Genomic DNA, 23843 nt, shown 5'->3' with positions numbered 1-23843 from the left:
CTAAGCCGCGGCAATCTGGCACGGTTGTTGCTCCCTTTTGGCGTCCAAGACGCGTCAAACCGGGGGAGTCCACCATGTCGACCATCACCGCGGCGCCGGCCGCCGAGCCGAAGCCGCTTTACACCTCATTGTTCGTCCAGGTTCTGGCGGCGCTGGTGCTCGGCATCATCCTGGGCGTGACCGTCCCGGACTTCGCCATCAGCCTCAAGATCCTCAGCGACGCCTTCCTCAAGCTGATCTCGATGATCGTGGCGCCGATCGTGTTCTGCGTGGTCGTGCACGGCATTGCCGGTGCCGGCGATCTCAAGAAAGTCGGCCGGGTGGGCGTCAAGGCGCTGGTCTATTTCGAGGCGATGACGACGGTGGCGCTCGTGGTCGGCCTCATCCTCGCCTACGTCTTCGGCCCCGGTCACGGCATGAACATCGATCCCTCGACGCTGGACGCCAAGGCGCTCAACACCTACGCTGACAACGCGCACAAGCTGCAAGGCGCGGGCATCGGCGCTTTCCTGCTCAACGTGATCCCGTCGACCTCGTTCGATGCACTGTCGCGCAACGACGTGCTCCAGGTGCTGTTCTTCGCGGTGCTATTCGGCGTCGGCCTTGCGCTGGTCGGCGGCGAGAAGGGCAAGCTCGTCACCACCTTCATCGATGCGGCATCCACCGTGCTGTTCCGCGTCATGGGGCTGATCGTGCGGGCCGCCCCGCTCGGCGTGCTCGGCGCGGTCGCCTACACCGTCGGCAAGTACGGCGTCGGTTCGCTGAAGCAGCTCGTCTCGCTGGTGATGCTGTTCTACGTCTCGGTCGGCATCTTCGTGCTCGGCGTGCTCGGCGGCGTGATGGCGCTTGCCGGAATCAATATTCTCAAATTCCTCGCTTACCTGCGCGAGGAGCTGACTATCGTGCTCGCGACCGCGTCTTCCGACGCCGTGCTGCCGCAGATCATGAAGAAGCTCGAGCGGATGGGCGTGAAGGATTCCGTGGTCGGTCTCGTGATCCCGACCGGCTATTCCTTCAACCTCGATGCGTTCTCGATCTACCTGACACTTGCGGTGGTCTTCATCGCGCAGGCAACCAACACGCCACTATCCTTCGGCGATCTCCTGCTGGTGCTCGGCGTGTCCCTGATCACATCGAAAGGCACCCACGGCGTGCCGGGCTCGGCGATCGTGATCCTGGCGGCGACGCTGAACGCCGTGCCGAGCATTCCCGCGATCGGTCTCGTGCTGGTGCTCTCGGTCGACTGGTTCATCGGCATGGCGCGCGCCGTCGGCAACCTCATCGGCAATTGCGTTGCCACCGTCGTGGTCGCCGCCTGGGAAGGCGATCTCGACCGCGCCAAGGCGGCGCAGGTGCTGGACGGCGGCGAGACGGTGGACGTGACGGCGGGGTAGTTCTTCGCCTCTCCCCGCAAGCGGGGCAAGGTGAAGCGAAGTCACGTCAAGCTCAGCCACCTTCCCGTGGCTGAAAATTCTCGATCACCCCGAGCAGCACGCGCGCGCCGGCGTCGGCGTCCGCGTGCTCGACATGCTCGTCGGGGTGATGGCTGACGCCGCCGCGGCAGCGGACGAAGATCATGCCGACGTCGGCGATGTCGATCATGGCCATGCCATCATGGCCGGCGCCGCTCGGGAGTTCGAAGACGGCAAATCCCTCCGCGGCGATCGCCTGCGCGATCTGGTCCTTCAGCCAGGGCGCGCACGGCGCGGTGCGGTTCTCGTGGGTGACGTCGAGCTGGAGCGCAAGCTTCCGGCGCCTGGCGATCGCCTCGATCTGGCGGACGATGTCGGCGACCGCGCGCTTGCGATGCATATCGGTCGGCGCGCGCATGTCGATGGTGAACGACACTTCGCCGGGAATGACGTTGGTCGCGCCGGGTTTTGCGTGGATGTAGCCGACGGTGCCGACGAGCCCGCCCTCATCGGTGCGGCAGAACTGCTCGATCACAGCGATGCATTCGGCCGCACCCGCCAGCGCGTCGCGACGCAGTGCCATCGGCACGGTACCGGCATGGCCGGCCATGCCGGTCAGACGCGCGGCGAGCCGCGTCGCGCCGGCGATCGCGCTGACGACGCCGACCGGGAGATCTTGCGCTTCCAGCACCGGTCCCTGCTCGATGTGCAGCTCGAGATAGGCCAGCAGCTCGCGCCGCGTCCGCGCGGCCGCGCCGATGTGATCGGGATCGAGGCCTAACTGCACGAGCGCATCGCGCATCGAGACGCCGTCGCGATCGCGCGTGTTCAACACGCTCTCGTCGAAGGTGCCGGCGACCGCGCGGCTGCCGAGCAGGGTGGACGCAAAGCGCACGCCCTCCTCGTCGGCAAAGCCGATGACCTCGATCGCGAACGGCAGGCGTTTGCCTCGCCGGTTCAGCTCGGCCACACAGGCAATCGCCGTGATCACACCTAACGGACCGTCCCATTTGCCGGCATCGCGCACGGTGTCGTAGTGCGAGCCCAGCATCAGGCACGGCAAGCCCGGCCGCTCGCCTTCGTAGCGGCCGCAGACATTGCCGATCGCATCGAGATGGACGCGCATGCCGGCCTCGCGCATCCAGCCGAGGATGAGATCGGCGGCGGTGCGCAATTCCTTGCTGAGATAGATCCGTGTGAGCTTGTCCGCATCTTCCGAGATGGAACCGAGTTCATTGATGCGACGTACGATCTCCTCGCCGAGCGAGCCATTTTGAACGGCGATACCAGGAGCCATCTCGCGCAAACTTTCCATCCTGCAGGCCGCAACCGCTCAAGCGAGGCCCGATGACCATCGATACAAGTTCGGGCCAGCGCACGGCTTACGCGCAGGTCCGACTCGCGGACTGGTTAGCATGAATGCCGGGCCGGCAGGCCACCCGGCACATCGGAGAACCGCTGGGAGCCCGGTTAACGTTGCTTAACTACCTTGCATACAATGTCGTTATACTGCCTATAATTTAATCTCAGCGTCATCTGCCCAAGATTCGAACTCGAAATATATCCGTTATTTTACAATAAGTTAGGTGCGCATGCTTGCTCGATAACCTCTGGCACGAAGCTTGCGACATCCTGTTCCGGCTGCGCCAGACCGGCGATGGCCAGGAGAGAGGGGCGGTCCACCCGCCAAGGGAGAATCCAATGGATTTTGGCAGGATTTCACGACGGCATTTGTTGCAGGGTAGCGCGGCGCTCTCCTTGGGAGCGGCGGTCGGTGTCCGCCCGGCTTTCGCGGCCGAAACGACGATCGGCTTCATCTATGTCGGCTCGCGCGACGACTATGGCTACAACCAGGCGCACGCGCAGGGCGCGGCGGCGCTGAAGAAGATTCCGGGCCTGAAGGTCGTCGAGGAAGAGAAGGTGCCGGAGACCGATGCGGTCGAGAAGACCATCGAGTCCATGATCAACCTCGACGGCGCCACCCTGCTCTTCCCGACCTCGTTCGGCTACTTCAATCCGCACATGGTCAAGATGGCGACCAAGTACCCCAAGCTGCGCTTCGAGCACTGCGGCGGCCTCTGGACCGACAAGGACCCGAAGAACGCCGGCAGCTATTTCGGCTATATCGACGAAGCCCAGTACATCTCCGGCATCGTCGCGGGCCACACGAGCAAGAGCGGCAAGCTCGGCTTCGTCGCGGCAAAGCCGATCCCACAGGTGCTGCGCAACATCAACGCCTTCACGCTCGGCGCGCGGTTGGCCAATCCGAAGGCAACCACGCAGGTGATCTTCACCGGCGACTGGTCGATGCCGGTCAAGGAAGCCGAGGCCACCAACAGCCTGATCGACCAGGGCGTCGATGTGCTGACCTGCCATGTCGACGGTCCGAAGACCATGGTCGAGAACGCCGCGCGACGCGGCGCGATGGTGTGCGGCTATCACTGCAACCAGTCGGCGCTGGCGCCCAAGGCGTATCTCACCGGCGCCGAGTGGAATTGGGAGGCGCTCTATCCCAAATTCGTCAAGATGATCGCCGCGGGTCAGGAGATCCCGAACTTCTACCGCGGCGGCCTCAAGGAAGAGATCGTCAAGGTCTCGCCTTACGGCGAAGCGGTGTCCGCGGAAGCGCGCAAGCATGCCGACGACATCAAGGCCAAGCTCACCGCCGGCAACTACGTCATCTTCAAGGGTCCGATCACGGACAACAAGGGCAAGACGGTGATCGCAGCCGGCACCGAGCGCGGCCAGCAGGATCCCGAGCTCGAGAAGATGGACTATCTCGTCGAAGGCGTGATCGGAGCGACTTCGTGACAACGGAAGCGGCGGATCCCGTCGAAGCGGTCGGGGCCGTCGCCCCGGCCGTTGACGCGGGCTTCCTCCAGCGCCACGGCACGAGCATCGAGTACATCCTGATCCCGGGCGCGGCGCTGGTCGGCGCGCTCGCCGCGTTCGGCATCTTCGTCGCGCTGTTCGGCAAGAACCCGCTCGACCTCTATTTCTACATGTACCAGGGCGCGTTCGGCACCTGGTTCTCCTGGCAGAACACGCTGACGCGCGCCGCGCCGCTCGTCCTCACCGCGCTCTGTACGGCCCTGCCGGCGCAGCTCGGCATGGTCATCATCGGCGGCGAAGGCGCGCTCCTGATCGGCGCGCTGTCGGCAACCAGCGCGGCGCTGGCGTTGCAAGGCGCAACGCCGCTCGTGGTCCAGATTGCGATGGTCTGCGCCGGCGTGATCGGCGGCGGACTGTGGATCATGCTGTCCGGCGCCCTGCGGCAATATCGCGGCGTCAACGAGACGATCTCGAGCCTCCTGCTCGTCTATATCGCACTCGCCATCCTCAACCATCTCGTCGAAGGCGTGATGCGCGACCCTGCGAGCCTCAACAAGCCGTCGACGCGCGAGATCGGCGCGGCCAACATGATCGGCAGCATCCCCGGCACCGACGTGCATTGGGGGCTGGTCTTTGGCCTGGTCGCCGCAATCGCGGCCTACATCCTGATCTACCACACCGTGTTCGGCTTCGCCGCGCGGGTTGCCGGCGGCAACATCCGCGCCGCGAAGATCGTGGGCCTCGGCGTCAACAAGCTGATCCTCACGATCTGCTTCCTCGCCGGTGGTGCGGCGGGGCTCGCGGGCATGGTCGAGGTCGCGGCCGTGCAGGGCCGCACCAATGCCAATCTCGCCGCCGGCTACGGCTTCACCGGCATCCTGGTCGCCTTCCTCGCGCGGCAAAATCCGCTTGCGATCATTCCGGTCGCGATCCTGCTCGGCGGCATCAGCGCCAGTGGCGGGCTGTTGCAGCGCCGTCTGGGGCTGCCCGATGCGTCCGTACTGGTGCTTCAGGGCATCATCTTCGTCTTCGTGCTGGCAAGCGATGCGCTTTACGGCCGCATCGGTTTTCTCAAGGGGAAGTCCTGAGATGGCAGATGGCTCGATCGGACTCTGGACCGTTCCGCTCGCCGTGTTCGGCGGCGCCATTCGCGTCTCCACGCCATTCCTGTTCGTGAGCCTGGGGGAATGCATCACCGAGCGTTCCGGTCGCATCAATCTCGGCCTTGAAGGTACGCTGGTGATGGGCGCGATGAGCGCCTATGGCATCTCCTATCTCTCGGGCTCGCCCTGGCTTGGCGTGCTCGCCGCGGGCGTCACCGGCGCGCTTCTCGGCGCGCTGCATGCCGGAATCTGCTCGCTGCCGCGCGTCAACGACATCGCGGTCGGCATCGCGCTGATGCTGTTCGGCACGGGCCTCGCCTTCTATCTCGGCAAGCCGCTGATCGAGCCGACCGCGCCGCGGCTGCCCGCGATCGATTTCGGCTGGTGGAGCGATATCCCGCAGGTCCGGGCGGCGCTGCGCATCAACGTCATGTTCCTGATCGGCGTCGCGCTCGCGCCGATCCTCCACTGGGCGTTCCGCACAACGCGCTGGGGCCTGCTCATCCGCACCGCCGGCGAAAGCTCGGACGCTGCGCGCGCCATGGGCCATTCCGTGCTCCTGATTCGGCTGCGCGCCACCATGGTCGGCGGCTTCCTCGCCGGCATCGGCGGCTCGTTCCTGTCGCTGTTCTATCCCGGAAGCTGGAACGAGGGCCTGTCCTCCGGCCAGGGCATCACCGCGGTCGCGCTCGTGATCTTCGCGCGCTGGGATCCGATGCTGTGCCTGTGGGCCTCGCTCGCCTTCGGCGGCGCCGCAGCGCTCGGACCGGCGCTGCAATCGGTCGGCGTCACCTCCGGCTATCACCTCTTCAACGCCGCGCCCTACATCCTGACGCTGGCGATCATGATCATCACCTGCTCGCCGAAGCGCACGCTGACGGGCGCGCCGGCCGAATTGTCGATCACCCGTTAAGGCGCGATGAATGATCATCGCGCCTTAGCTCCTTTTGTTTGAGCATGATCTTGTCGGAAAACCGCTGCACGCTTTTCCGGATCATGCGCTAGAGCCGCAGAGAGCCAACAATGCCCGAGCGCCATATCAAGTCCGAGCCTTATGCCTGGCCCTATAACGGCGATCTGCGACCGGAGAACACAGCGCTCGTCATCATCGACATGCAGACCGATTTCTGCGGCGTCGGCGGCTATGTCGACAAGATGGGCTACGATCTCTCGCTGACGCGGGCCCCGATCGAGCCGATCAAGAAGCTGCTCGCGGTGATGCGCAAGCAGGGCTTCCACATCATCCATACCCGTGAAGGCCATCGCCCCGATCTCTCCGATCTGCCCGCCAACAAGCGCTGGCGCTCGCGGCAGATCGGCGCCGGGATCGGCGATCCCGGCCCATGCGGTCGCATTCTCGTGCGCGGCGAGCCCGGCTGGGAGATCATCCCCGAGCTTGCACCGATGCCGGGCGAACCCATCATCGACAAGCCCGGCAAGGGTTCGTTCTGCGCCACCGATCTCGAACTGATCCTGCGCGTGCGCGGCATCGAGAACATCGTGCTCACAGGCATCACCACCGACGTCTGCGTCCACACCACCATGCGCGAGGCCAACGACCGCGGCTTCGAATGCGTGCTGCTGCACGATTGCTGCGGCGCGACCGACAAGGGCAACCACGACCACGCGCTGAAGATGATCAAGATGCAGGGCGGCGTCTTTGGCGCGGTAGCGACCTCCGACGCCCTGATCGGGGCGATCTCGTGATCATCGGCGAAATACCACCGCCGAGTGGCGCCTTCGGCGTCGACGCGCTCGCCATGACCATGCGCTTCGGCGATTTCCTGGCGCTGGACAATGTCGAGCTGAAGGTGCGTCCCGGCTCCTTCCACGCGCTGCTCGGCGAGAACGGCGCGGGCAAGTCGACGCTCGTCAAATGCATCATGGGCTACTACCACGCCACCGAAGGCGACATCCTGATCGGCGGCCGCCAGCAGGCGATCGGCAATCCAAAGGACGCGCACGCGCTCGGGCTCGGCATGGTCTACCAGCATTTTACCCTGGTGCCGGCGATGACGGTCGCCGAGAATCTCGTGCTCGCGCGCGACGATGTTCCGGCGGTGGTGGACTGGTCCAAGGAGAAAAGAGAGCTCGAAGCTTTTCTGGCGCGGATGCCGTTCAAGGTGCCGCTCGACGCAAAGGTCTCCGACATCTCCGCCGGCGAGCGGCAGAAATGCGAGATCCTCAAACAGCTCTATCTGAAGCGGCGCTTCCTGATCCTGGACGAGCCGACCTCGGTGCTGACGCCGGCCGAAGCCGACGAGGTGCTCGGCATGCTCCGCGACATGGTGGTCAGGGGCGAGCTGACCATTTTGATGATCACGCACAAATTCCGCGAGGTCATGGCCTTCGCCGATGAGGTGACGATCCTGCGGCGCGGCAAGCTCGCCGGCAAGGGCAAGGTCGCCGAGCTCACGCCCGACGCCATGGCGCGCACCATGATCGGCGCCGAGGAGTTGACGGTGCAGCCCCCGCGCACCGGCGAAACCGGCAAGCCGCGGCTGGAGCTGGCAAAGGTCCGGGCGCTCGACGATGCCGGCGCTATTGCTGTGCACGATGTCTCCCTGACCGTGCGCGCCGGCGAGATCGTCGGCATCGCCGGCGTCTCCGGCAACGGCCAGCGTCAGCTCGTCGAGGTGCTGGCCGGCCAGCGCGACGCCGAGAGCGGCGAAATCCGCGTCGCCGGCGATCCCTATCACGCGCGCCGCGAGGAGATGCGCCGGCACAAGATGTCGCTGCTACCGGAGGAGCCGCTCAAGAACGCCTGCGTCGGCGGCATGAGCGTCGCCGACAACATCGCCTTCCGCGAGTTCGACCGCGCGCCCTTTGCGAGCCTCGGCTGGTGGCTCAACCGCGGCGCGTTCCGGGACGACGCCCGAAAGAAGATCGCGCAATACAAGATCAAGACGCGCACGCCGGAGACGCCGATCTCGGCGCTGTCAGGCGGCAATGTCCAGCGCGCGGTGCTCGCGCGCGAGCTCGGCAGCGACGTCGAGGTACTGATCGCCGCCAATCCCTGTTTCGGCCTCGACTTCGCGGCGGTTGCCCAGATCCACGCCGAAATCATGGCGGCGCGCAATCGCGGCGCGGCGGTGCTGCTGGTCAGCGAGGATCTCGACGAATTGCTCGAGCTGTCCGACCGGTTGGTGGTGATGTTCCACGGCGAATTCGTGTATGAAGCACGGACCAGCGAAGCCGACCTCACCGTGGTCGGCCGTCACATGGCGGGACATTAACCGCGGAGGAGCGATGAGCGTATCCGAACGCGACGAGCACTTCTTGCGCCTGTCGTTTGAGGTCGCCCGCCGCTCTCTCACCCATGGCAACCACCCGTTCGGCTGCCTCGTGGTCGACGCGGACGGCAAGGTGCTGATCGAGGCCGAGAATGGCTACATGCCGGACCATGACGGCACCGCGCATGCCGAACGCCTCGCCGCCACAAAAGCCTGCCGCACGCTGAGCCGCGAGGTGCTCGCCAGGGCGACGCTCTATTCCTCCGCCGAGCCCTGCGCGATGTGCGCCGGCGCGATCTACTGGGCCGGCATCGGCCGCGTGGTCTATGGGCTCAGCGAACATCGCCTGCGCGGCGTCACCGGCAACCACCCGGAGAACCCGACGCTCGATCTGCCCTGCCGCGACGTCTTCGCCGGCGGCCAGCGGCCGACCGAAGTCGTCGGTCCGCTCCTGGAAGACGAAGCCGAAGCCCTGCACGACGGCGTGTGGACAAGGTAGCGATCGCATCGACCCCGGAATCGTAGCAACCATTAAAGCGACGTCCGATTGCCGGGAGGATGACGCCGTGCTCGTGGCCGTCAAGGCGTGGCCTGGCAGCGGCGGATGTGAGGCGAGGCCGGCACGACGGCCAGCCTTGACGGCCGCTGTGCGCGGCGTCATTTGCGAGGGCAGGTCGGGACGAAGAAACGGTGCTTCGGCCGAACAAAGAAACGCGATCAGGTGGCGGGCACGCTCGCGATTTTGGGCGGTTCGGCGAGCCACGGCGTTCCGCGTGCGACGACGGCGTTGATGACGACGAGCAGCTTCCTGGCACAGGCGATGAGCGCGCGCTTGTGGCCCTTGCCGGCGGCGATCAGCCGGTTGTACAGGGCCATGAGCTGCGGATTCCAGCGGAATGATGCCGGTAGAGCCGCGGTGTAGAGCGCCCGGCGCAAGCGTTCGCGCCCGCCTTCGATGTGACGGACGCCAACGTGATCGCCGCTGTCGTTGTCGTAAGGCGCAAGCCCGACGAGGGCTGCGGCTTGCTCGCGCGTGACCTGGCCAATCTCGGGCATCCTGATCAGGATGGAAACCGCAGTCGGAAGGCCGCTGCCGGCAACGCCGTAGATCAGATCGAGCCGTTCGGCGAGATCGCGATGCTTGCGGATCGCTGCCACCAGAGCCTTGAACTCGGCTCGTTTGTGCCTGGCCAAGAGAGCAATCTGCTCCTTCCAGAGCTTCTGGATACGCGCGTTGCGGCAGCTCTCCAACCGGTTTTTGAGCTTTGCAATATCCTCTCCGAGAGCTGGCTCCGCAAATTCGGACAGTAGCTTGAGTGGATTTTCTGCCTGAGAGCGGCGAGGCTTCTTGCCGCGAATCAGGAGCGAAGATGACGAAGAGGAGTCGCCGGACGCATTCTCCGGCATTCAAGGCAAAGGTGGCTTTGGCGGCCGTGAAGGGGAGAAGACGTTGGCCGAGCTGGCGCAATTGTTTGATGTCCATCCGAACCAGATCACGACCTGGAAGACCCAACTCCTGGAAAGGCGCCGCCGGAGTGTTTGGGCAGGACAACGGACCGGCCGAGGCGCCGGTCGATTTGAAGGCGTTACATGCCAAGATCGGCGAGCTTGCGTTGGAGAACGATTTTTTGTCCGGCGCGCTCACCAAGGCGGGCCTGCTGAGCGCAAAGCGATGATCGACCGCGACCATGATCTGTCTGTCGTGCGCCAGGCGAAGGTCCTGAACCTTGCCCGCAGTACGGTTTACTATGAACCTCGGCCGGTTTCGGCCGAGGACCTTGTCTTGATGCGCCGGCTCGATGAGCTGCACCTCGATTATCCCTTCGCAGGGGCGCGCATGCTGCGATCGCTGTTGCAGCGTGAGGGCATGCAGATTGGCCGCCGCCACGTCGCGACGCTGATGAAGCGCATGGGGATCGAGGCGATCTATCGCCGTCCGAACACGAGCAAGCCCGCACCGGGCCACAAGATCTACCCGTACCTATTGCGCGGATTGAAGATCGAGCGGCCGAACCAGGTCTGGGCAATGGACATCAGCTACATTCCGATGCGACGTGGATTCGTCTACCTCGCGGCGGTCGTCGATGTGTTCAGCCGACGGGTGTTGGTCCATCGCGTATCGATCACGATGGAGACGATATTCTGCGTCGAAGCGCTCCAGGAGGCGTTGGCGAAGCACGGCAGGCCCGAGATCTTCAACACGGATCAGGGTAGCCAGTTCACCAGCCTCGACTTCACCGGCGTGCTGCTGGACGCGAACATCGCCATCAGCATGGACGGCAAGGGTGCCTGGCGCGACAACGTGTTCGTCGAGCGGCTGTGGCGCACTGTCAAATACGAGGAAGTCTATCTGCGTGCTTACGACAGCGTGCTCGAGGCGCGAGCATCGATTTCCAAATATCTGGCGTTCTACAACCGAGGACGTCCTCACTCGAGCCTTGACGAACGCACGCCCGACGAGGCTTACTTCGGCGCGCAAACGATGGTGACGGCCGCATGATCGTCGCCAACGATTTTGCTGCGGCTCTGGTCGGGCTTACGCCCTCCCGACGCCACAGCAAAATCGTAAAGCCCCGCCTTCAGCATAACCCGGCAGGAATCCACTTAATTTTCGCGGGGCGCTGTCCAAACAACCGGGGCCAGCTCTCCGATCTGCTCGATCATTGTCAGATGCTCGGCAAAGGGCCCCAGCCGAGGATCCGGAGCGGGGTGGATCTTCTTGGCCGCGGCGGTGCAGGCTGCAATCAGCGCTGCATCGATCTTGTCATTCTTGGCCCGCTGCAGGTGGAACATGGCAAAGGCGCGCACCTGGACCGGCTGAAAGACCACGACGACAAAACGTTTGCGTCGCAGCTCGGCGACGACCGCCCGCTCATAGCCCCCGCTCGCCTCGATCCCGACCCGTTTGACCTTCCGGCGCTGCAACCATTCCACCAGCACCTTGTAGCCTTCCGGTGTGTTCTCGACCTGCAACGGCTCCGAACAGCCATCGACTGCCACGTCAAGTTTGCGCTTGCCGGTATCGATCCCGGCACAGATCGTGATACGCTTGGCCATCTTCCTCGACCCTCCCTTGTGATGCGAACCTGAAGTTCGTTCAACCATGCGGGTCCCGATGAAGTGCCGATCGCGATCTTGCTACGAAACGCAGCCCTCAAGGCTTCGGTGGGCATCGATCCGATCGATCGGCGGCCCAGCTCGGGTGGCCGCCCGGGCTGGGCCATTCCTCACGGAACCAGGCCATTGTAATCCGGCGCGCTAATACAAGGGTGGGCAAAGGCGCGCTCTTTGGCGCGCCGTGCCCACCATCTCTCCACGATTGCGACAGAAGCGGTGGCACGCCATCGGGCGCGCATTCGCGCGCCCTCTTGGCTTTGCCCACCTACGGCAGTTCAGCCGCTCAGAACTTCAGAGTGACACCGCCATAGACCGTGGACTCGGTGCAGCTCTTGGTGCTCTGGCCGGTGGCGGCGATGGTGCAGACGCCGGGCATGGCGTTGTGGTCGAGGCCGAACTTGTTCTGCCAGTAACGGTAGGCGACCCAGAGGTCGAGGAAGTGCGAGTACTTGTCACCCCACGCCGCCTTCGAGGCGTCGAAGGTCAAGCGGATCGGCTCGCTGTTCAGCTCGGTCTTGGACGCGGTAGAGAACCGGCCGACGCCCGAGAGCGCAGGAAGGCCGTTGGAGTCGCCCTTCGGTCCATACGAGCCGGCACGGCCGATACACCTGCTTCGGCGTTGTGCCGTTGATGGTGCCGTTCGGGTTGACGCTCCACATGCCGGGATCGGTGCCCTTCGGCATATACGAGAACGACACGCGGTCGTCGATCACCAGGAAGAACGGAAGGTCCGTTGTCTTCTTGGCGGCCTTGACTGGAAGATCCGCCCATGAGCCAAGCCGCCGGTGGCTAGCGTAGCAAGAGACAGCGCCGTTGCTGCAATTGCCGTGAAACGAAACGACATCCTGAACACCCCCAAGAGATGAAGCTTTAGAAATCAAGCCCCGTTGGGTGCGACACTTGCGCTGTTCCCCTGGGGTGAGAAGCCTCAACTTGCTTCAACGCCTGCTGCAGGTTTCGGCAGAAGGCTCGCGGGGATCAGGACTTTTTCGCCAAGCTTACATGCGCGGCGGCGCGCTCCGCCCCAGAACCGCGTGCAAGCGCTTGCCAGAGTTTCCCGATTGTTTTTATTTGCCTTTTGTGCCCCGCAAAAAACTGCACGGCGGGCCCGAGCGCACGGTGTCATCGCATCGATGCAAAACATGCAAGGCGAACGCATCGATTGCCCAACTAGGCATCAACGCTGCACAGGCGGTTCCGATTTGGTTCGAACCGTCACAAATTTGCAACAGACACTTACCGCACAACTACGGACTCGCTAAAACTGCCGCAGGAGAATCGCGAATGGACGGCGAATCCACTCGTTTGCCGAAGCGTTGAGCAAGGCATGACGTTTTTTCGCTACTTACGCGCCGGATCAAACTAGCCCACTATTGAGGCAGAGGCACTTTACCCGACCCACGTGACGGCGAATGTCAGACGCGATGCCCAACAGCCTGCATACCGGGGAGCTACCGCTGCTCCAGACGATCGGGCTCACCAAGCGCTATGGCGACTTCCTCGCCAACGCGTCGATCGACATTGATATCTTCCCCAAGGAGATCCATGCCCTGCTCGGCGAGAACGGCGCCGGCAAGTCGACGCTGGTCAAGGCGATCTACGGCCTGATCCAGCCAAGCGCCGGCGAGATTCGCTGGCAGGGTGAGCGCATCGTGCTGTCCGGCCCGTCGGAAGCCCGCAGCCGTGGCATCGGCATGGTGTTTCAGCATTTCTCGCTGTTCGAGAATCTCACTGTCGCCGAGAACGTCGCGCTCGGGCTCGACGGCAGGGAATCCTTCAAGGACATGTCGGCGCGGCTGGAGCAGGTCTCGAAGACTTACGGCCTGCCGCTCGATCCCAGGCGCGAGGTCTGGCAATTGTCGGTCGGTGAGCGCCAGCGCATCGAGATCGTGCGCGCCTTGATGCAGAATCCGAAATTCCTGATCCTGGACGAACCGACCGCCGTGCTGACGCCGCAGGAGGCCGACCAGCTCTTCATCGTGCTCGAACGTCTGAAGGCCGAAGGCCGCGCGATCCTCTATATCAGCCACAAGCTCGAAGAGGTGAAGCGGCTGTGCGACACCGCCACCATCCTGCGCAGCGGCAAGAAGGTCGCAACCTGCAATCCGCGCGCGGAGACGGCGGCCTCACTCGCCCGCATGATGGTCGGCGGCGAGATCAAGGAGGTCAAGGCCGCGGCCGGCCGGCAGACCACGGTGCCGCGGCTCGTGATCAACGATCTCACGCTTGCGCCCGACGAGCCTCACGGCGTGCGGCTCGAGCACATCTCGCTCGAGCTCAAAGGCGGCGAGATCCTTGGCATTGCGGGCGTCGCCGGCAACGGCCAGGACGAACTCTTCGCCGCCTTGTCGGGCGAGCGGTTGTCGAAGGATCCCGGCACGGTGGTGATCGAAGGTATCGCCGCCGGTCATTTGTCGATCACCCAGCGCCGCAAGCTGGGCGCGGCTTTCGTCCCCGAGGAGCGGCTCGGCCACGGCACCGCGCCGCGCATGCGATTATCGGAAAACGCGTTGCTGACGGGCCACGCCGCAAGCGGCATGGTCAGGCACGGCTTCATCGATACCGCGGCCACGTTGAAAACCGTCGACAAGGCGACGGAGACCTTCGACGTGCGCAAGGCCAAGCGCGATCCGGAAGCGGCAAGCCTCTCCGGCGGCAATCTGCAAAAATTCATCGTCGGCCGCGAGATTCTGCGCAACCCGGCCGTGCTGGTGGTAAGCCAGCCGACCTGGGGCGTGGATGCAGGCGCCGCCGCCGTCATCCGCCAGGCGCTTCTGGATCTCGCCGCCGGCGGCGCGGCCGTGCTGGTGACGAGCCAGGATCTCGACGAACTCGCCGAGATTGCCGACCGCATCGCGGTGATGTTCCACGGCCGACTGTCTGCACCACTCGCAGCCGGCGAAGCGACACGCGAGAAGCTTGGCCTGTTGATGGGCGGCAGCAGCCTGGACCAGAGGGAGGTCGCGCATGCAGCTCGTGCTTGAGAAGCGCGCCGAGCGCTCCAACAGGATCGCGCTGGTCTCGCCGCTGATCGCGATCGGATTGACGATCGTGACCATGAGCATCTTGTTCGCGGTCCTCGGCAAGAATCCGGTTCTTGCTCTCCACGCTTACTTCATCGCGCCGTTGACCGATGGCTACTCGCTCCAGGAGATCGCGGTGAAGGCGACGCCGCTGGTGATGATCGCGATCGGGCTGTCGCTCTGCTATCTCGCCAATGCCTGGAACATCGGCGCCGAGGGCCAGTTCCTGATCGGCGCGGTTGCCGGAAGCTGGATCGCGGTGAAGACGCAAGGCACCGATGCCGGCGCCTGGGTGCTGCCGGCGATGCTCCTGCTGGGCGCCATCGCGGGCGCGCTCTACGCGCTGATCCCCGCCGTCTGCAAGGTGAAGTTCGGCGCCAGCGAAATCCTGACCAGCCTGATGCTGGTCTATGTCGCCGATCTCTTCCTCGATTATCTCGTGCGCGGCCCCTGGCGCGATCCGCACGGGTTTAATTTCCCGACCACGGCCGAGTTCGATCCAGTCGCGACCGTGCCGCTCCTCATCGAAGGCGGCCGGCTACATCTCGGCTCCATCATCGCACTCCTGGTCGTCGCGGCAGCGGCGGTGCTGCTGGGGCGCACTATCAAGGGGTTCGAGATCCGCGTGGTTGGCGCTGCGCCGCGCGCGGCGCGGTTCGGCGGCTTCAACTCCAACCAGTTGATCATCCTGACCTTCGCCGTCTCGGGCGCACTGGCCGGCCTTGCTGGCATCATCGAGGTCGCCGGGCCCGTCGGCCATCTGCAACCCGGCATCTCGCCCGGCTACGGTTTTACCGCCATCATCGTCGCCTTCCTCGGCCGGTTGAATCCGATTGGAATATTAATTGCAGGCCTTTTCCTCGCATTGACCTTCATCGGCGGCGAGCAGGCCCAGATCGCAATGAAGATCCCGCTTGACGTGACCAAGGTCTTTCAGGGCATTTTGCTGTTCTACGTGCTCGCCTGCGACTCCCTGATCCTCTACCGTTTCCGGCTCGTCTTCCCGAACCGCCAGGTGACCCGTGGAACTGGTTGAAGCCATCATCCTGTCGGTGCTTGCCGCCTCGACGCCGCTGCTGATCGCGGCGACCGGCGAGCTCGTGACCGAGCGCTCAGGCGTCCTCAATCTCGGCGTCGAGGGCATGATGATCATGGGCGCGGCCTGCGGCTTCGCCGGCGCCTGGCTGACTGGCTCGATCATCATCGGCGCGATCTGCGGCATCATCGCGGGCACGCTGATGTCACTGGTCTTCGCGCTGATGGCGCTTGGTCTCGCGGTCAATCAGGTCGCGACAGGACTAGCACTCACCATCCTCGGCATCGGCCTCTCCGGCCTGATCGGCGCGGGCTTCGTCGGCGAGCGCATCACGCCGGCGCCGCATCTTTACATCCCCGTCCTCACGGATATTCCGCTGATCGGCCGCGTGCTGTTCGGCGAAGACGCCTTCGTCTATCTCTCGATCGCGCTGATCGTCGGCGTGTGGTGGTTCCTCTACCAGACGCGGACGGGGCTGATCCTGCGCGCCTGTGGCGACAATCACGTCTCCGCGCATGCACTGGGCTACCCGGTGCTGCGCATCAGGACGCTTGCGGTGATGTTCGGTGGCGCCTGTGCAGGACTTGCCGGCGCCTATCTGCCGCTCGCCTACACGCCCTTCTTCATTCCCGGCATGACCGCGGGCCGCGGCTGGATCGCGCTCGCACTGGTCGTGTTCTCGTCGTGGCGGCCGGGGCGGCTCGTCGTCGGCGCCTACCTGTTCGGCGCGGTGACCATCCTGCAACTGCACGCGCAGGGCTGGGGCATCGGCATACCCTCGCAATTTATGTCGGCGCTGCCCTATCTGGCGACCGTGATCGTCCTGGTTCTGCTGTCGCGCGCGCGCACCGGCGGCTCGACCGCGCCGGCCGCGCTTGGCACCGTGTTCGTGCCCGATCGTTGACGGACTTCCGCAACGTGCGCGATGGGGCGCGCACGTTGCGGTGTGGCTTTCCCCGACTGTTTGGAGATTGATGATGAGGAAAACACTTCTTGCGCTGGCTGCCGGGCTCTTGCTTGCCGGAAGCGTCAGCGCTGCCTCCGCCGCCGACAAGCTGAAGGTCGGCTTCATTTACCTTGGCCCGATTGGCGATCTCGGCTGGACCTACCAGCACGATCAAGGGCGCCTGGCGCTCGAAAAGGAGCTCGGCGACAAGATCGAAACGACCTATCTCGAGAACGTGCCCGAAGGTCCCGACGCCGAGCGCGCGATCGAGCAACTCGTCCGCGCCGGCAACAAGCTGATCTTCACGACGTCGTTCGGCTACATGGACCCGACACTGAAGGTCGCCAAGAAATATCCGAACGTGCATTTCGAGCACGCCACCGGCTACAAGCGCGACAAGAACATGTCGACCTATTCGTCCAAGTGGTACCAGGGCCGCTACATCCAGGGCCTGATCGCGGCCAAGATGTCGAAGACCGGCGTGCTCGGGTATATCGGCTCGTTCCCGATTCCAGAGGTCGTCTCCGGCATCAACGCCACGATTCTCGCGGCGCAAACCATCAATCCGAACATCAAGGTCAAGATCATCTGGGCCAACACCTGGTTCGATCCGGGCAAGGAAGCCGACGCGGCCAAGGCGCTGCTCGACCAAGGCGCCGACGTCATCATGCAGCACACGGATTCGCCGGCAGCGATGCAGATCGCCAGCGAGCGCGGCAAGCTCGCCTTCGGCCAGGATTCCGAGATGATCAAGTTCGGGCCCAAGTCGCAGCTCACCTCGATCCTCGATACCTGGGGCCCCTACTACATTGCGCGCGTCAAGGCCGAGCTCGACGGCACCTGGAAGTCCGAGGACACCTGGGGCGGGCTCGACAGCCACATGTTTGCGATGGCGCCCTACACCAACATGCCCGACGACGTGAAAAAGATGGCGGAGGATGCCCAAGCCGCGATCACATCAGGCAAGCTGCATCCGTTCAAATGCCCGGTCGTCGGGCAGGACGGCAAGGAAGTCGAGTGCAAAGGCGGCGATCACCTCGATGACGGCCAGATCCTCGGCATGAACTTCTACGTCAAAGGCATCGACGACAAGGTTCCGGGCAAGTAGCACGCTTCTTGCATTGGTAAAATCACCTGCTCCCTCCCGGAGGAGGTCAGGAGGGGGTAGCCACCAATACCCGGCAATGGTGGTTGCCCCCTCTTCTCTACCCTATCCGTCCTAACCTGCCTGCATCGCGCGGGCCGCAGCACTGTGGCGGCGGATCAGGTCGGCGACGTCCAGGCCCGGGATCGCCCCGTCGACCACGGCCCATTTCCCTGCGACCATCACCCGATCAGCCCGATGCGCGCCGCAAAGCACGACCGCGGCAATCGGATCGCCATGACCCGAGAAGCGCAATTCATCCAGCCTATACAGCGCGAGATCGGCCGCCTTGCCGACCGCGATCTCGCCGAGTTCGGGACGGCCGACGCAGGCGGCCGAGCCCTTGGTGGCCCAGCGCAGCGCATCCTTGTGGCTGATCCTCGTCACGCCATAGCGGGCACGCTGGAGCAGGAACGCGGAGCGCACCTCCTGCATCAGGTTGGACGCATCGTTGGAGGCCGAACCATCCACCCCGAGGCCGATGCCGACGCCAGCCTCCTCCATCTCGCAGACCGGGCAGCAGCCGGACGCGAGAAGCTGGTTGCTGCATGCGCAATGGCTGATGGTCGTCTTCGCTTTGCCGAGCCGCTTCATCTCGTCGGCATTGAAGAAGATGCCGTGGGCGAGCCAGGTGCGAGCATTGAGCCAACCGCACTGCTCGAGATAGTCGAGCGGGCGGCAACCATATATCTGCTCGCAAAACCTGTTTTCGTCCTCGGTCTCGGCGAGATGGGTGTGCAGGCGGACGTCGAGCTTGTCCGCGAGATCGGCGGTGCTGCGCATCAGCGACGTCGTCACCGAGAATGGCGAGCATGGCGCGAGCGCGATCTGCACCATCGCATCCGCGCCGCGCTGGTGATGCTTTGCGACCACCCGCGCGCTGTCGGCGAGGATGGTGTCCTCATCCTGCACCACGCTATCAGGCGGCAGGCCGCCGTCGCGCTGCGACAGGTTCATCGAGCCGCGCGTGAGCAGCGCGCGCACGCCAAGCCGCCTGGCAACGGCGACCTCGATGTCGACGGCGTCTTCCAGGCCCGCGGGGAAGACGTAGTGATGATCCGTCGTGGTGGTGCAGCCCGACAGCAACAGCTCCGACATCGCCACAGTGACGCCGAGCTGGAGCGCCTCCGGCGTCATCCGCGCCCAGACCGGATAGAGCGCCTTGAGCCAGGGAAACAGCTCGCGGTCCATCGCCGCCGGCAGCGCGCGCGTCAGCGTCTGGTAGAAGTGATGATGCGTGTTGATCAGCCCGGGCAGCACGACATGTTCGCCCGCCTCGAAGACTGCGGCGTCCGCTGCGGGCTTGCCGCCAGCGGGGACAAGCTCGACGATCCGCCCATCCTGCACCACGATGCCGCGCTCGGCACCGTCGGCAAGAATGGCGAGCGGGTCCTTGATCCAGACCGGCTTTGCGTTATCCATGATCCTGTTTCTCCTGACGTCGGCCGGCATTTTCGCCTGCAAGGCGAAGGCCAGCCGCTTGCGTCCTTGTTGCGACTTGGCTCCGGACTTGCAAGACTCCTTTTCAAGAGATCGATCCGATTCAAGGCGTTGGCGTACTCATGGACTTGAATACCATCACGTCGGTGGCCCATCCGGCGAGCCGCGCGCAACTGCCCGCTTGGACGGCAGGCGATGCTTGGCTCGCGGGCGGAACCTGGCTGTTCTCGGAGCCGCAGGCCCACCTGTCCCGCCTGATTGATCTCGCCGACCTCAAATGGCCTGCACTGACCATCACCGACACCCATCTGACGATCGCGGCAACCTGCACCATCGCAGAGCTCGATGCGTTGACCTGTCCGCCCGACTGGCTCGCCGCACCGCTGATCACCCAATGCTGCCGTGCCTTCCTCGCCTCGTTCAAGATCTGGAAGACAGCGACCGTCGGCGGCAATCTCTGTATGTCGCTGCCGGCAGGTCCGATGATCTCGCTGACCTCGGCGCTCGACGGCATCTGCACGATCTGGAAGGCTGATGGTGGCGAGCAGAGGATTCCGGTCCTCGATTTGGTCACCGGCAACCAGCGCAATCGCCTGACGCCGGGCGATCTGTTGCGGCAAATCGATATCCCGCTCGCGGCGCTGAAGCGCCGTTCGGCGTTCCGCCAGATCTCGCTGACGCCGGTCGGCCGCTCCGCGGCGCTGTTGATCGGCCGTCTCGATGGCGATGCTGCGCTGAGCCTGACGGTAACCGCCTCGACCGTGCGCCCGATCCGGCTGTCCTTTCCGAAGCCGCCCGATGCGAACGCATTGCGCGCAGCCATCGCGCTCGAGATTACCGATAACCTCTACCACGACGACGTCCACGGCAAGCCGTTCTGGCGCAAGCACATGACGCTGCACCTTGCCGAGGAGATCCGTCGCGAATTGCTGGATGGCGCGCGGCCATGAGCTTCGAGATCAACGGCAAGCCGTTTTCGGAGAGCCCACGCGCAGGCCAATGCCTGCGAACCTTCCTGCGCGAGCTCGGCCATTTCGGCGTCAAGAAGGGGTGCGATGCCGGTGATTGCGGCGCCTGCACCGTGCTGCTCGACGGCGAGCCCGTGCATAGCTGCCTGATTCCGGCCTTCCGTGCCGAGGGTCGCGCAATCACCACCATCGAAGGATTAGGTGGTGACGGCGGCACGCATCCGATGCAGCAGGCGTTTCTCGCTGCGCAAGGCTTCCAGTGCGGCTTCTGCACCGCCGGCATGATCCTGACCTGCGCGTCGCTGAACCAGGCGCAGCGCACCGATCTCGGCGCAGCGCTGAAGGGCAACATCTGCCGCTGCACCGGCTATCGCACAATCGAGGATGCGCTCGACGGCAAGATCAATGTCGACGATAACGTCGAGGCCGGCGGCGCGTTCGGCCGCAGCCTGCCCGCGCCGGCCGGCCCCGACATCGTGCGCGGCAAGGTGCGCTATACCTTCGACACCGAGATCGACGGCCTGCTCCACATCAAGCTCCTGCGTTCGCCGCATCCGCATGCGAGGATCGTCGCGATCGACAAGAGCGCCGCCTTGAACGTTCCCGGCGTCCACGCGGTGCTGACCCATGAGGACGTGCCCGACCGCCTGTTCTCGACAGCGCGGCACGAAAAGGACTGGATGGACCCGGAGGATACGCGCGTCCTCGACGACGTCGTCCGTTTCATCGGCCAGAAGGTCGCGGCCGTCTTGGCGGAGACCGAGGCTGCTGCGGAGGAAGCATGCCGGCGCCTTGAGGTCACCTACGACATCCTGCCTGCGGTCGTCGACCCTGAAAAGGCCATGGCGACTGGCGCGCCGGTCATTCATCCCGACCGCACCACCGAACATCGCGTCGCAAACGCAAAGCGCAACATCGTCGCGGAGACGCATGGCGAGTTTGGCGATGTCGCAGCGGCGCTTGCTGCTTCAGCCGCGACCTTTGAAGGCACCTTCACGACGCAGCGCGTGCAGCATGCCGCGCTGGAAACGCATGGCGGGCTTGCCTGGCTCGATCCATCCGGCGTGCTCAACGTCCGCTCCTCCACGCAGGTGCCGTTCCTGACGCGGCGCGCGCTGTCCGATATCTTCGATCTGCCGATGGACAAGGTGCGCGTGTTCTGCGAGCGCGTCGGCGGCGGATTTGGCGGCAAGCAGGAGATGTTCGTCGAGGACATCCTGGCGCTCGCCGCGCTGAAGACGGAGCGGCCCGTCAAGCTCGAGCTGACGCGCGAGGAACAGTTCATCGCGACCTCGACGCGGCATCCGATGCGCGTCCATGTCAAGGCCGGCGCCGATGCGGATGGCAAGCTCACCGGGCTCCAGCTCGACGTGCTCTCCAACACCGGCGCCTATGGCAATCACGCCGGGCCGGTGCTGGGTCACGCAGTGGCCGAGTCGATCAGCGTCTACAATTGTCCGAACAAAAAGGTTGATGCGATCGCCGTCTACACCAACACGGTGCCAGCGGGCGCATTTCGCGGCTATGGCCTGCCGCAGACGCTGGTCGCCGTGGAAGCGGCGATTGACGAGCTGGCCAGGCAGCTCGGCATCAGCCCGTACGACATCCGCCGCCGCAACGTCGTCAGGCCCGGAGATCCCATGCTGTCGCCGCCGCCGTCGGAATATCACGACGTCGCTTATGGCTCCTACGGGCTCGACCAGTGTCTCGACCTCGTCGAACGCGCGATGCAGGCGGACGCGCCCCGGCCCGATTTGTCGCCGGACTGGCTGATCGGCGAGAGCATTGCGCTGACCATGATCGACACGGTGCCGCCGGCCGGGCACATCGCGGATGCGATGATCGCGCTCAACGATGACGGCAGTTTCGAGCTCACGGTCGGCACCGCCGAGTTTGGCAACGGCACCAGCACGGTGCACCGGCAGATCGCGGCCACTGCGCTTGCGACCACCGTCGACAACATCCGCCTCAAGCAATCCGACACCGCGCATGGCGGCCACGATACGGGCGCCTATGGCAGCGCCGGCATCTTCGTGGCCGGCAAGGCGACGCAGGCAGCGGCCGAGGCTCTGGCGCGTGAGCTGATGTCCGCTGCAGCCGGCGCATGGCTTTGCGACGCCGCAATCTGCACGCTCGAGAGCAATGCCGTCGTTAGCGGCGTCAGGCGGATGTCCTTTGCAGAACTGGCGCGGGGCGCGCGCGAAGACGGCAGGCAGCTCGGCGCCAGCGGCAATTCACTGGGCACGCCCCGTTCGGTGGCTTTCAACGTGCATGGCTTTCGCGTGGCGGTGAACAAGGCCACCGGCGAGTTGAAGATCCTCCGGAGCGTGCAGGCGGCCGATGCCGGCGTCGTCGCCAATCCCATGCAGTGCCGCGGCCAGGTCGAGGGCGGCGTGGCGCAGGCCCTGGGGGCGGCGATGTATGAGGAGATGGTGATCGACGCGCAGGGGCGCATCATCAACGCCAAATTCCGCGACTATCACCTGCCCTCCTTCGCCGATGTGCCGCGCACGGAAGTGCTTTTCGCCGAGACGTCCGACACGATCGGACCGATGGGCGCAAAATCGATGAGCGAAAGTCCGTACAATCCCGTTTCTGCCGCGCTCGGCAACGCGATCGCGGACGCCACCGGCATTCGTTTCACGTCGACACCGTTCAAGCCAGACCGCCTATTCCCGGCGCTGCACGAGAAGTTCGGCGCCTAGCTCCCGCGATAGGTCGAATAGCTCCAGGGCGTGACCAGAAGCGGCACGTGGTAGTGGCCCTCGGGCTCGCTGATCGCAAAGCGCAGCGGGATTTCGTCGAGGAACGGCGGGTCCGACATCGGCACGCCGCGCGCGGCAAAATATTTGCCAACGCTGAAGCGGAGCTCGTAACGGCCGATCGGTAAGGGCCGGCCGCCGATCAGCGGCTGGTCGGTGCGGCCGTCATGGTTGGTGACCGCACGCGTGATCACGCGGCTCTCGCCGAGCGCGGCAAGCTCCACAAGCTCGACCGCGATGCCCGGCGCAGGCTTGCCACTGTGATTGTCGAGCACATGCGTGGAGAGCCGGCCGTGCACCTTCAGACGATCGTCGGCGATCACGAGCTGATCGAGCCGCAACGCGGCGATGCGGCAGATCTCCGCGATCGAACGCCCTGTCTCGGTCTCGGTGTCGTTCGGCAGCCGCTGCTCGAAATCGCGCAGGATCGAATCCTTGGTATGGCGGCGCACGCAGACGATATAAGGAATGCCGAACTTTGCGCGGTAGGCGTTGTTGACGCGCTCGAACGCCGAGTATTCGGCGTCCGACAGCCGATCCAGCCCGACGCTATTCTGCTCGGCATTGGATTCCGCTGTCAGTCCCGCTGCACGCTGCGTCTTGTCGGCGAGATCGGGATGCGCCTTGATCAGCGCGAGCCGCAGCTCTGCCGCGGCACTTTCGACTGCCGCCGTCATCGCGGCGAACAGTTGATTGACGCCGGCAAAGGGCCGCTGGTCCGCCACGCGCTCGGCAATCCATGGCGAGTGCTCGAAGATATTGGCAAGCGCCGCGACGAAATCGGCCTTGCTTGCGGCGTTGAGATCGGACAGCGACAGTTGCAACAT

20 protein-coding genes are annotated in these 23843 nt (G+C 64.7%); 14 read left to right on the top strand and 6 right to left on the bottom strand.

The window, feature by feature from the left end; translation table 11 throughout:
- The first annotated feature begins 74 nt into the window (after positions 1–74).
- A complete protein-coding gene (locus tag NLM33_RS43095) occupies positions 75–1394 on the top strand; it encodes a dicarboxylate/amino acid:cation symporter (RefSeq protein ID WP_254104491.1) in 1320 nt (439 codons plus the stop codon).
- Positions 1395–1446: 52 nt separating this feature from the next.
- Here the strand turns inward: NLM33_RS43095 and NLM33_RS43090 are convergent, their stop codons facing one another.
- Positions 1447–2709, bottom strand: a complete 1263-nt coding sequence (locus NLM33_RS43090; protein ID WP_254104489.1) for an allantoate amidohydrolase — start codon at positions 2707–2709, stop codon at positions 1447–1449.
- A 404-nt stretch (positions 2710–3113) separates the two neighbouring features.
- On the opposite strand from NLM33_RS43090, the gene NLM33_RS43085 reads away from it, so the two are divergent.
- From NLM33_RS43085 to NLM33_RS43060, 6 genes are all read left to right on the top strand, one after another.
- A complete protein-coding gene (locus NLM33_RS43085) occupies positions 3114–4223 on the top strand; it encodes a BMP family ABC transporter substrate-binding protein (protein WP_254104488.1) in 1110 nt (369 codons plus the stop codon).
- Entirely contained in the window at positions 4220–5332 is a 1113-nt protein-coding gene (locus NLM33_RS43080; RefSeq protein WP_254104486.1) for an ABC transporter permease, read from the top strand. Before NLM33_RS43085 ends, NLM33_RS43080 begins: the two co-directional genes overlap by 4 nt.
- A 1-nt stretch (position 5333) precedes the next feature.
- Positions 5334–6260 (top strand): ABC transporter permease, encoded by a 927-nt coding sequence (locus NLM33_RS43075; protein ID WP_254104484.1) that lies wholly within the window; start codon positions 5334–5336, stop codon positions 6258–6260.
- Positions 6261–6370: 110 nt separating this feature from the next.
- Entirely contained in the window at positions 6371–7054 is a 684-nt protein-coding gene (locus tag NLM33_RS43070) for a cysteine hydrolase family protein (protein ID WP_254104482.1), read from the top strand.
- Positions 7051–8583, top strand: coding sequence for an ABC transporter ATP-binding protein (locus NLM33_RS43065; protein ID WP_254104480.1), 1533 nt, complete (start codon positions 7051–7053; stop codon positions 8581–8583). Before NLM33_RS43070 ends, NLM33_RS43065 begins: the two co-directional genes overlap by 4 nt.
- Positions 8584–8596: 13 nt before the next feature.
- Positions 8597–9079: a nucleoside deaminase gene (locus NLM33_RS43060; protein WP_254104478.1), complete on the top strand. Its 483-nt coding sequence runs from the start codon at positions 8597–8599 to the stop codon at positions 9077–9079.
- 218 nt (positions 9080–9297) lie between these two features.
- Here the strand turns inward: NLM33_RS43060 and NLM33_RS43055 are convergent, their stop codons facing one another.
- Complete coding sequence (locus NLM33_RS43055; protein ID WP_254104476.1) at positions 9298–9774, bottom strand: transposase; 477 nt, start codon at positions 9772–9774, stop codon at positions 9298–9300.
- Positions 9775–9928: 154 nt separating this feature from the next.
- On the opposite strand from NLM33_RS43055, the gene NLM33_RS43050 reads away from it, so the two are divergent.
- A complete protein-coding gene (locus tag NLM33_RS43050) occupies positions 9929–11080 on the top strand; it encodes an IS3 family transposase (RefSeq protein ID WP_371930073.1) in 1152 nt (383 codons plus the stop codon).
- 104 nt (positions 11081–11184) lie between these two features.
- Here the strand turns inward: NLM33_RS43050 and NLM33_RS43045 are convergent, their stop codons facing one another.
- Positions 11185–11637 carry a transposase gene (locus NLM33_RS43045; RefSeq protein WP_254104474.1) on the bottom strand — a complete coding sequence of 151 codons (453 nt, stop codon included), beginning with the start codon at positions 11635–11637 and terminating at the stop codon, positions 11185–11187.
- A gap of 343 nt (positions 11638–11980) precedes the next feature.
- Positions 11981–12184 (bottom strand): hypothetical protein, encoded by a 204-nt coding sequence (locus tag NLM33_RS50050; protein WP_371930072.1) that lies wholly within the window; start codon positions 12182–12184, stop codon positions 11981–11983.
- Between the two features lie 925 nt (positions 12185–13109).
- On the opposite strand from NLM33_RS50050, the gene NLM33_RS43035 reads away from it, so the two are divergent.
- From NLM33_RS43035 to NLM33_RS43020, 4 genes are all read left to right on the top strand, one after another.
- Positions 13110–14681 carry an ABC transporter ATP-binding protein gene (locus NLM33_RS43035; protein WP_254104472.1) on the top strand — a complete coding sequence of 524 codons (1572 nt, stop codon included), beginning with the start codon at positions 13110–13112 and terminating at the stop codon, positions 14679–14681.
- A complete protein-coding gene (locus NLM33_RS43030; protein WP_254104470.1) occupies positions 14665–15756 on the top strand; it encodes an ABC transporter permease in 1092 nt (363 codons plus the stop codon). Before NLM33_RS43035 ends, NLM33_RS43030 begins: the two co-directional genes overlap by 17 nt.
- Positions 15743–16660, top strand: coding sequence for an ABC transporter permease (locus NLM33_RS43025; protein WP_254104468.1), 918 nt, complete (start codon positions 15743–15745; stop codon positions 16658–16660). The genes NLM33_RS43030 and NLM33_RS43025 overlap by 14 nt, the downstream gene beginning before the upstream one ends.
- A 73-nt stretch (positions 16661–16733) precedes the next feature.
- Positions 16734–17810 (top strand): BMP family ABC transporter substrate-binding protein, encoded by a 1077-nt coding sequence (locus NLM33_RS43020; RefSeq protein WP_254104466.1) that lies wholly within the window; start codon positions 16734–16736, stop codon positions 17808–17810.
- A gap of 111 nt (positions 17811–17921) precedes the next feature.
- Here NLM33_RS43020 and NLM33_RS43015 read toward each other — a convergent pair whose 3' ends face one another.
- Positions 17922–19268, bottom strand: a complete 1347-nt coding sequence (locus NLM33_RS43015; RefSeq protein WP_254104464.1) for an 8-oxoguanine deaminase — start codon at positions 19266–19268, stop codon at positions 17922–17924.
- 140 nt (positions 19269–19408) lie between these two features.
- On the opposite strand from NLM33_RS43015, the gene NLM33_RS43010 reads away from it, so the two are divergent.
- Both NLM33_RS43010 and NLM33_RS43005 read left to right on the top strand, forming a co-directional pair.
- Positions 19409–20236: an FAD binding domain-containing protein gene (locus tag NLM33_RS43010; protein ID WP_254104462.1), complete on the top strand. Its 828-nt coding sequence runs from the start codon at positions 19409–19411 to the stop codon at positions 20234–20236.
- Positions 20233–22959, top strand: a complete 2727-nt coding sequence (locus NLM33_RS43005; protein ID WP_254104460.1) for a molybdopterin cofactor-binding domain-containing protein — start codon at positions 20233–20235, stop codon at positions 22957–22959. The genes NLM33_RS43010 and NLM33_RS43005 overlap by 4 nt, the downstream gene beginning before the upstream one ends.
- Here NLM33_RS43005 and uraD read toward each other — a convergent pair.
- Complete coding sequence (gene uraD, locus NLM33_RS43000; protein WP_254104458.1) at positions 22956–23843, bottom strand: 2-oxo-4-hydroxy-4-carboxy-5-ureidoimidazoline decarboxylase; 888 nt, start codon at positions 23841–23843, stop codon at positions 22956–22958. The two genes, NLM33_RS43005 and uraD, sit on opposite strands and share 4 nt — an antisense overlap.

It is taken from the genome of Bradyrhizobium sp. CCGUVB1N3, assembly GCF_024199925.1.
Classification (GTDB): domain Bacteria; phylum Pseudomonadota; class Alphaproteobacteria; order Rhizobiales; family Xanthobacteraceae; genus Bradyrhizobium.
Note: the sequence above shows the minus strand (reverse complement) of the source record. Positions and strands in the feature narration are given on the sequence as shown.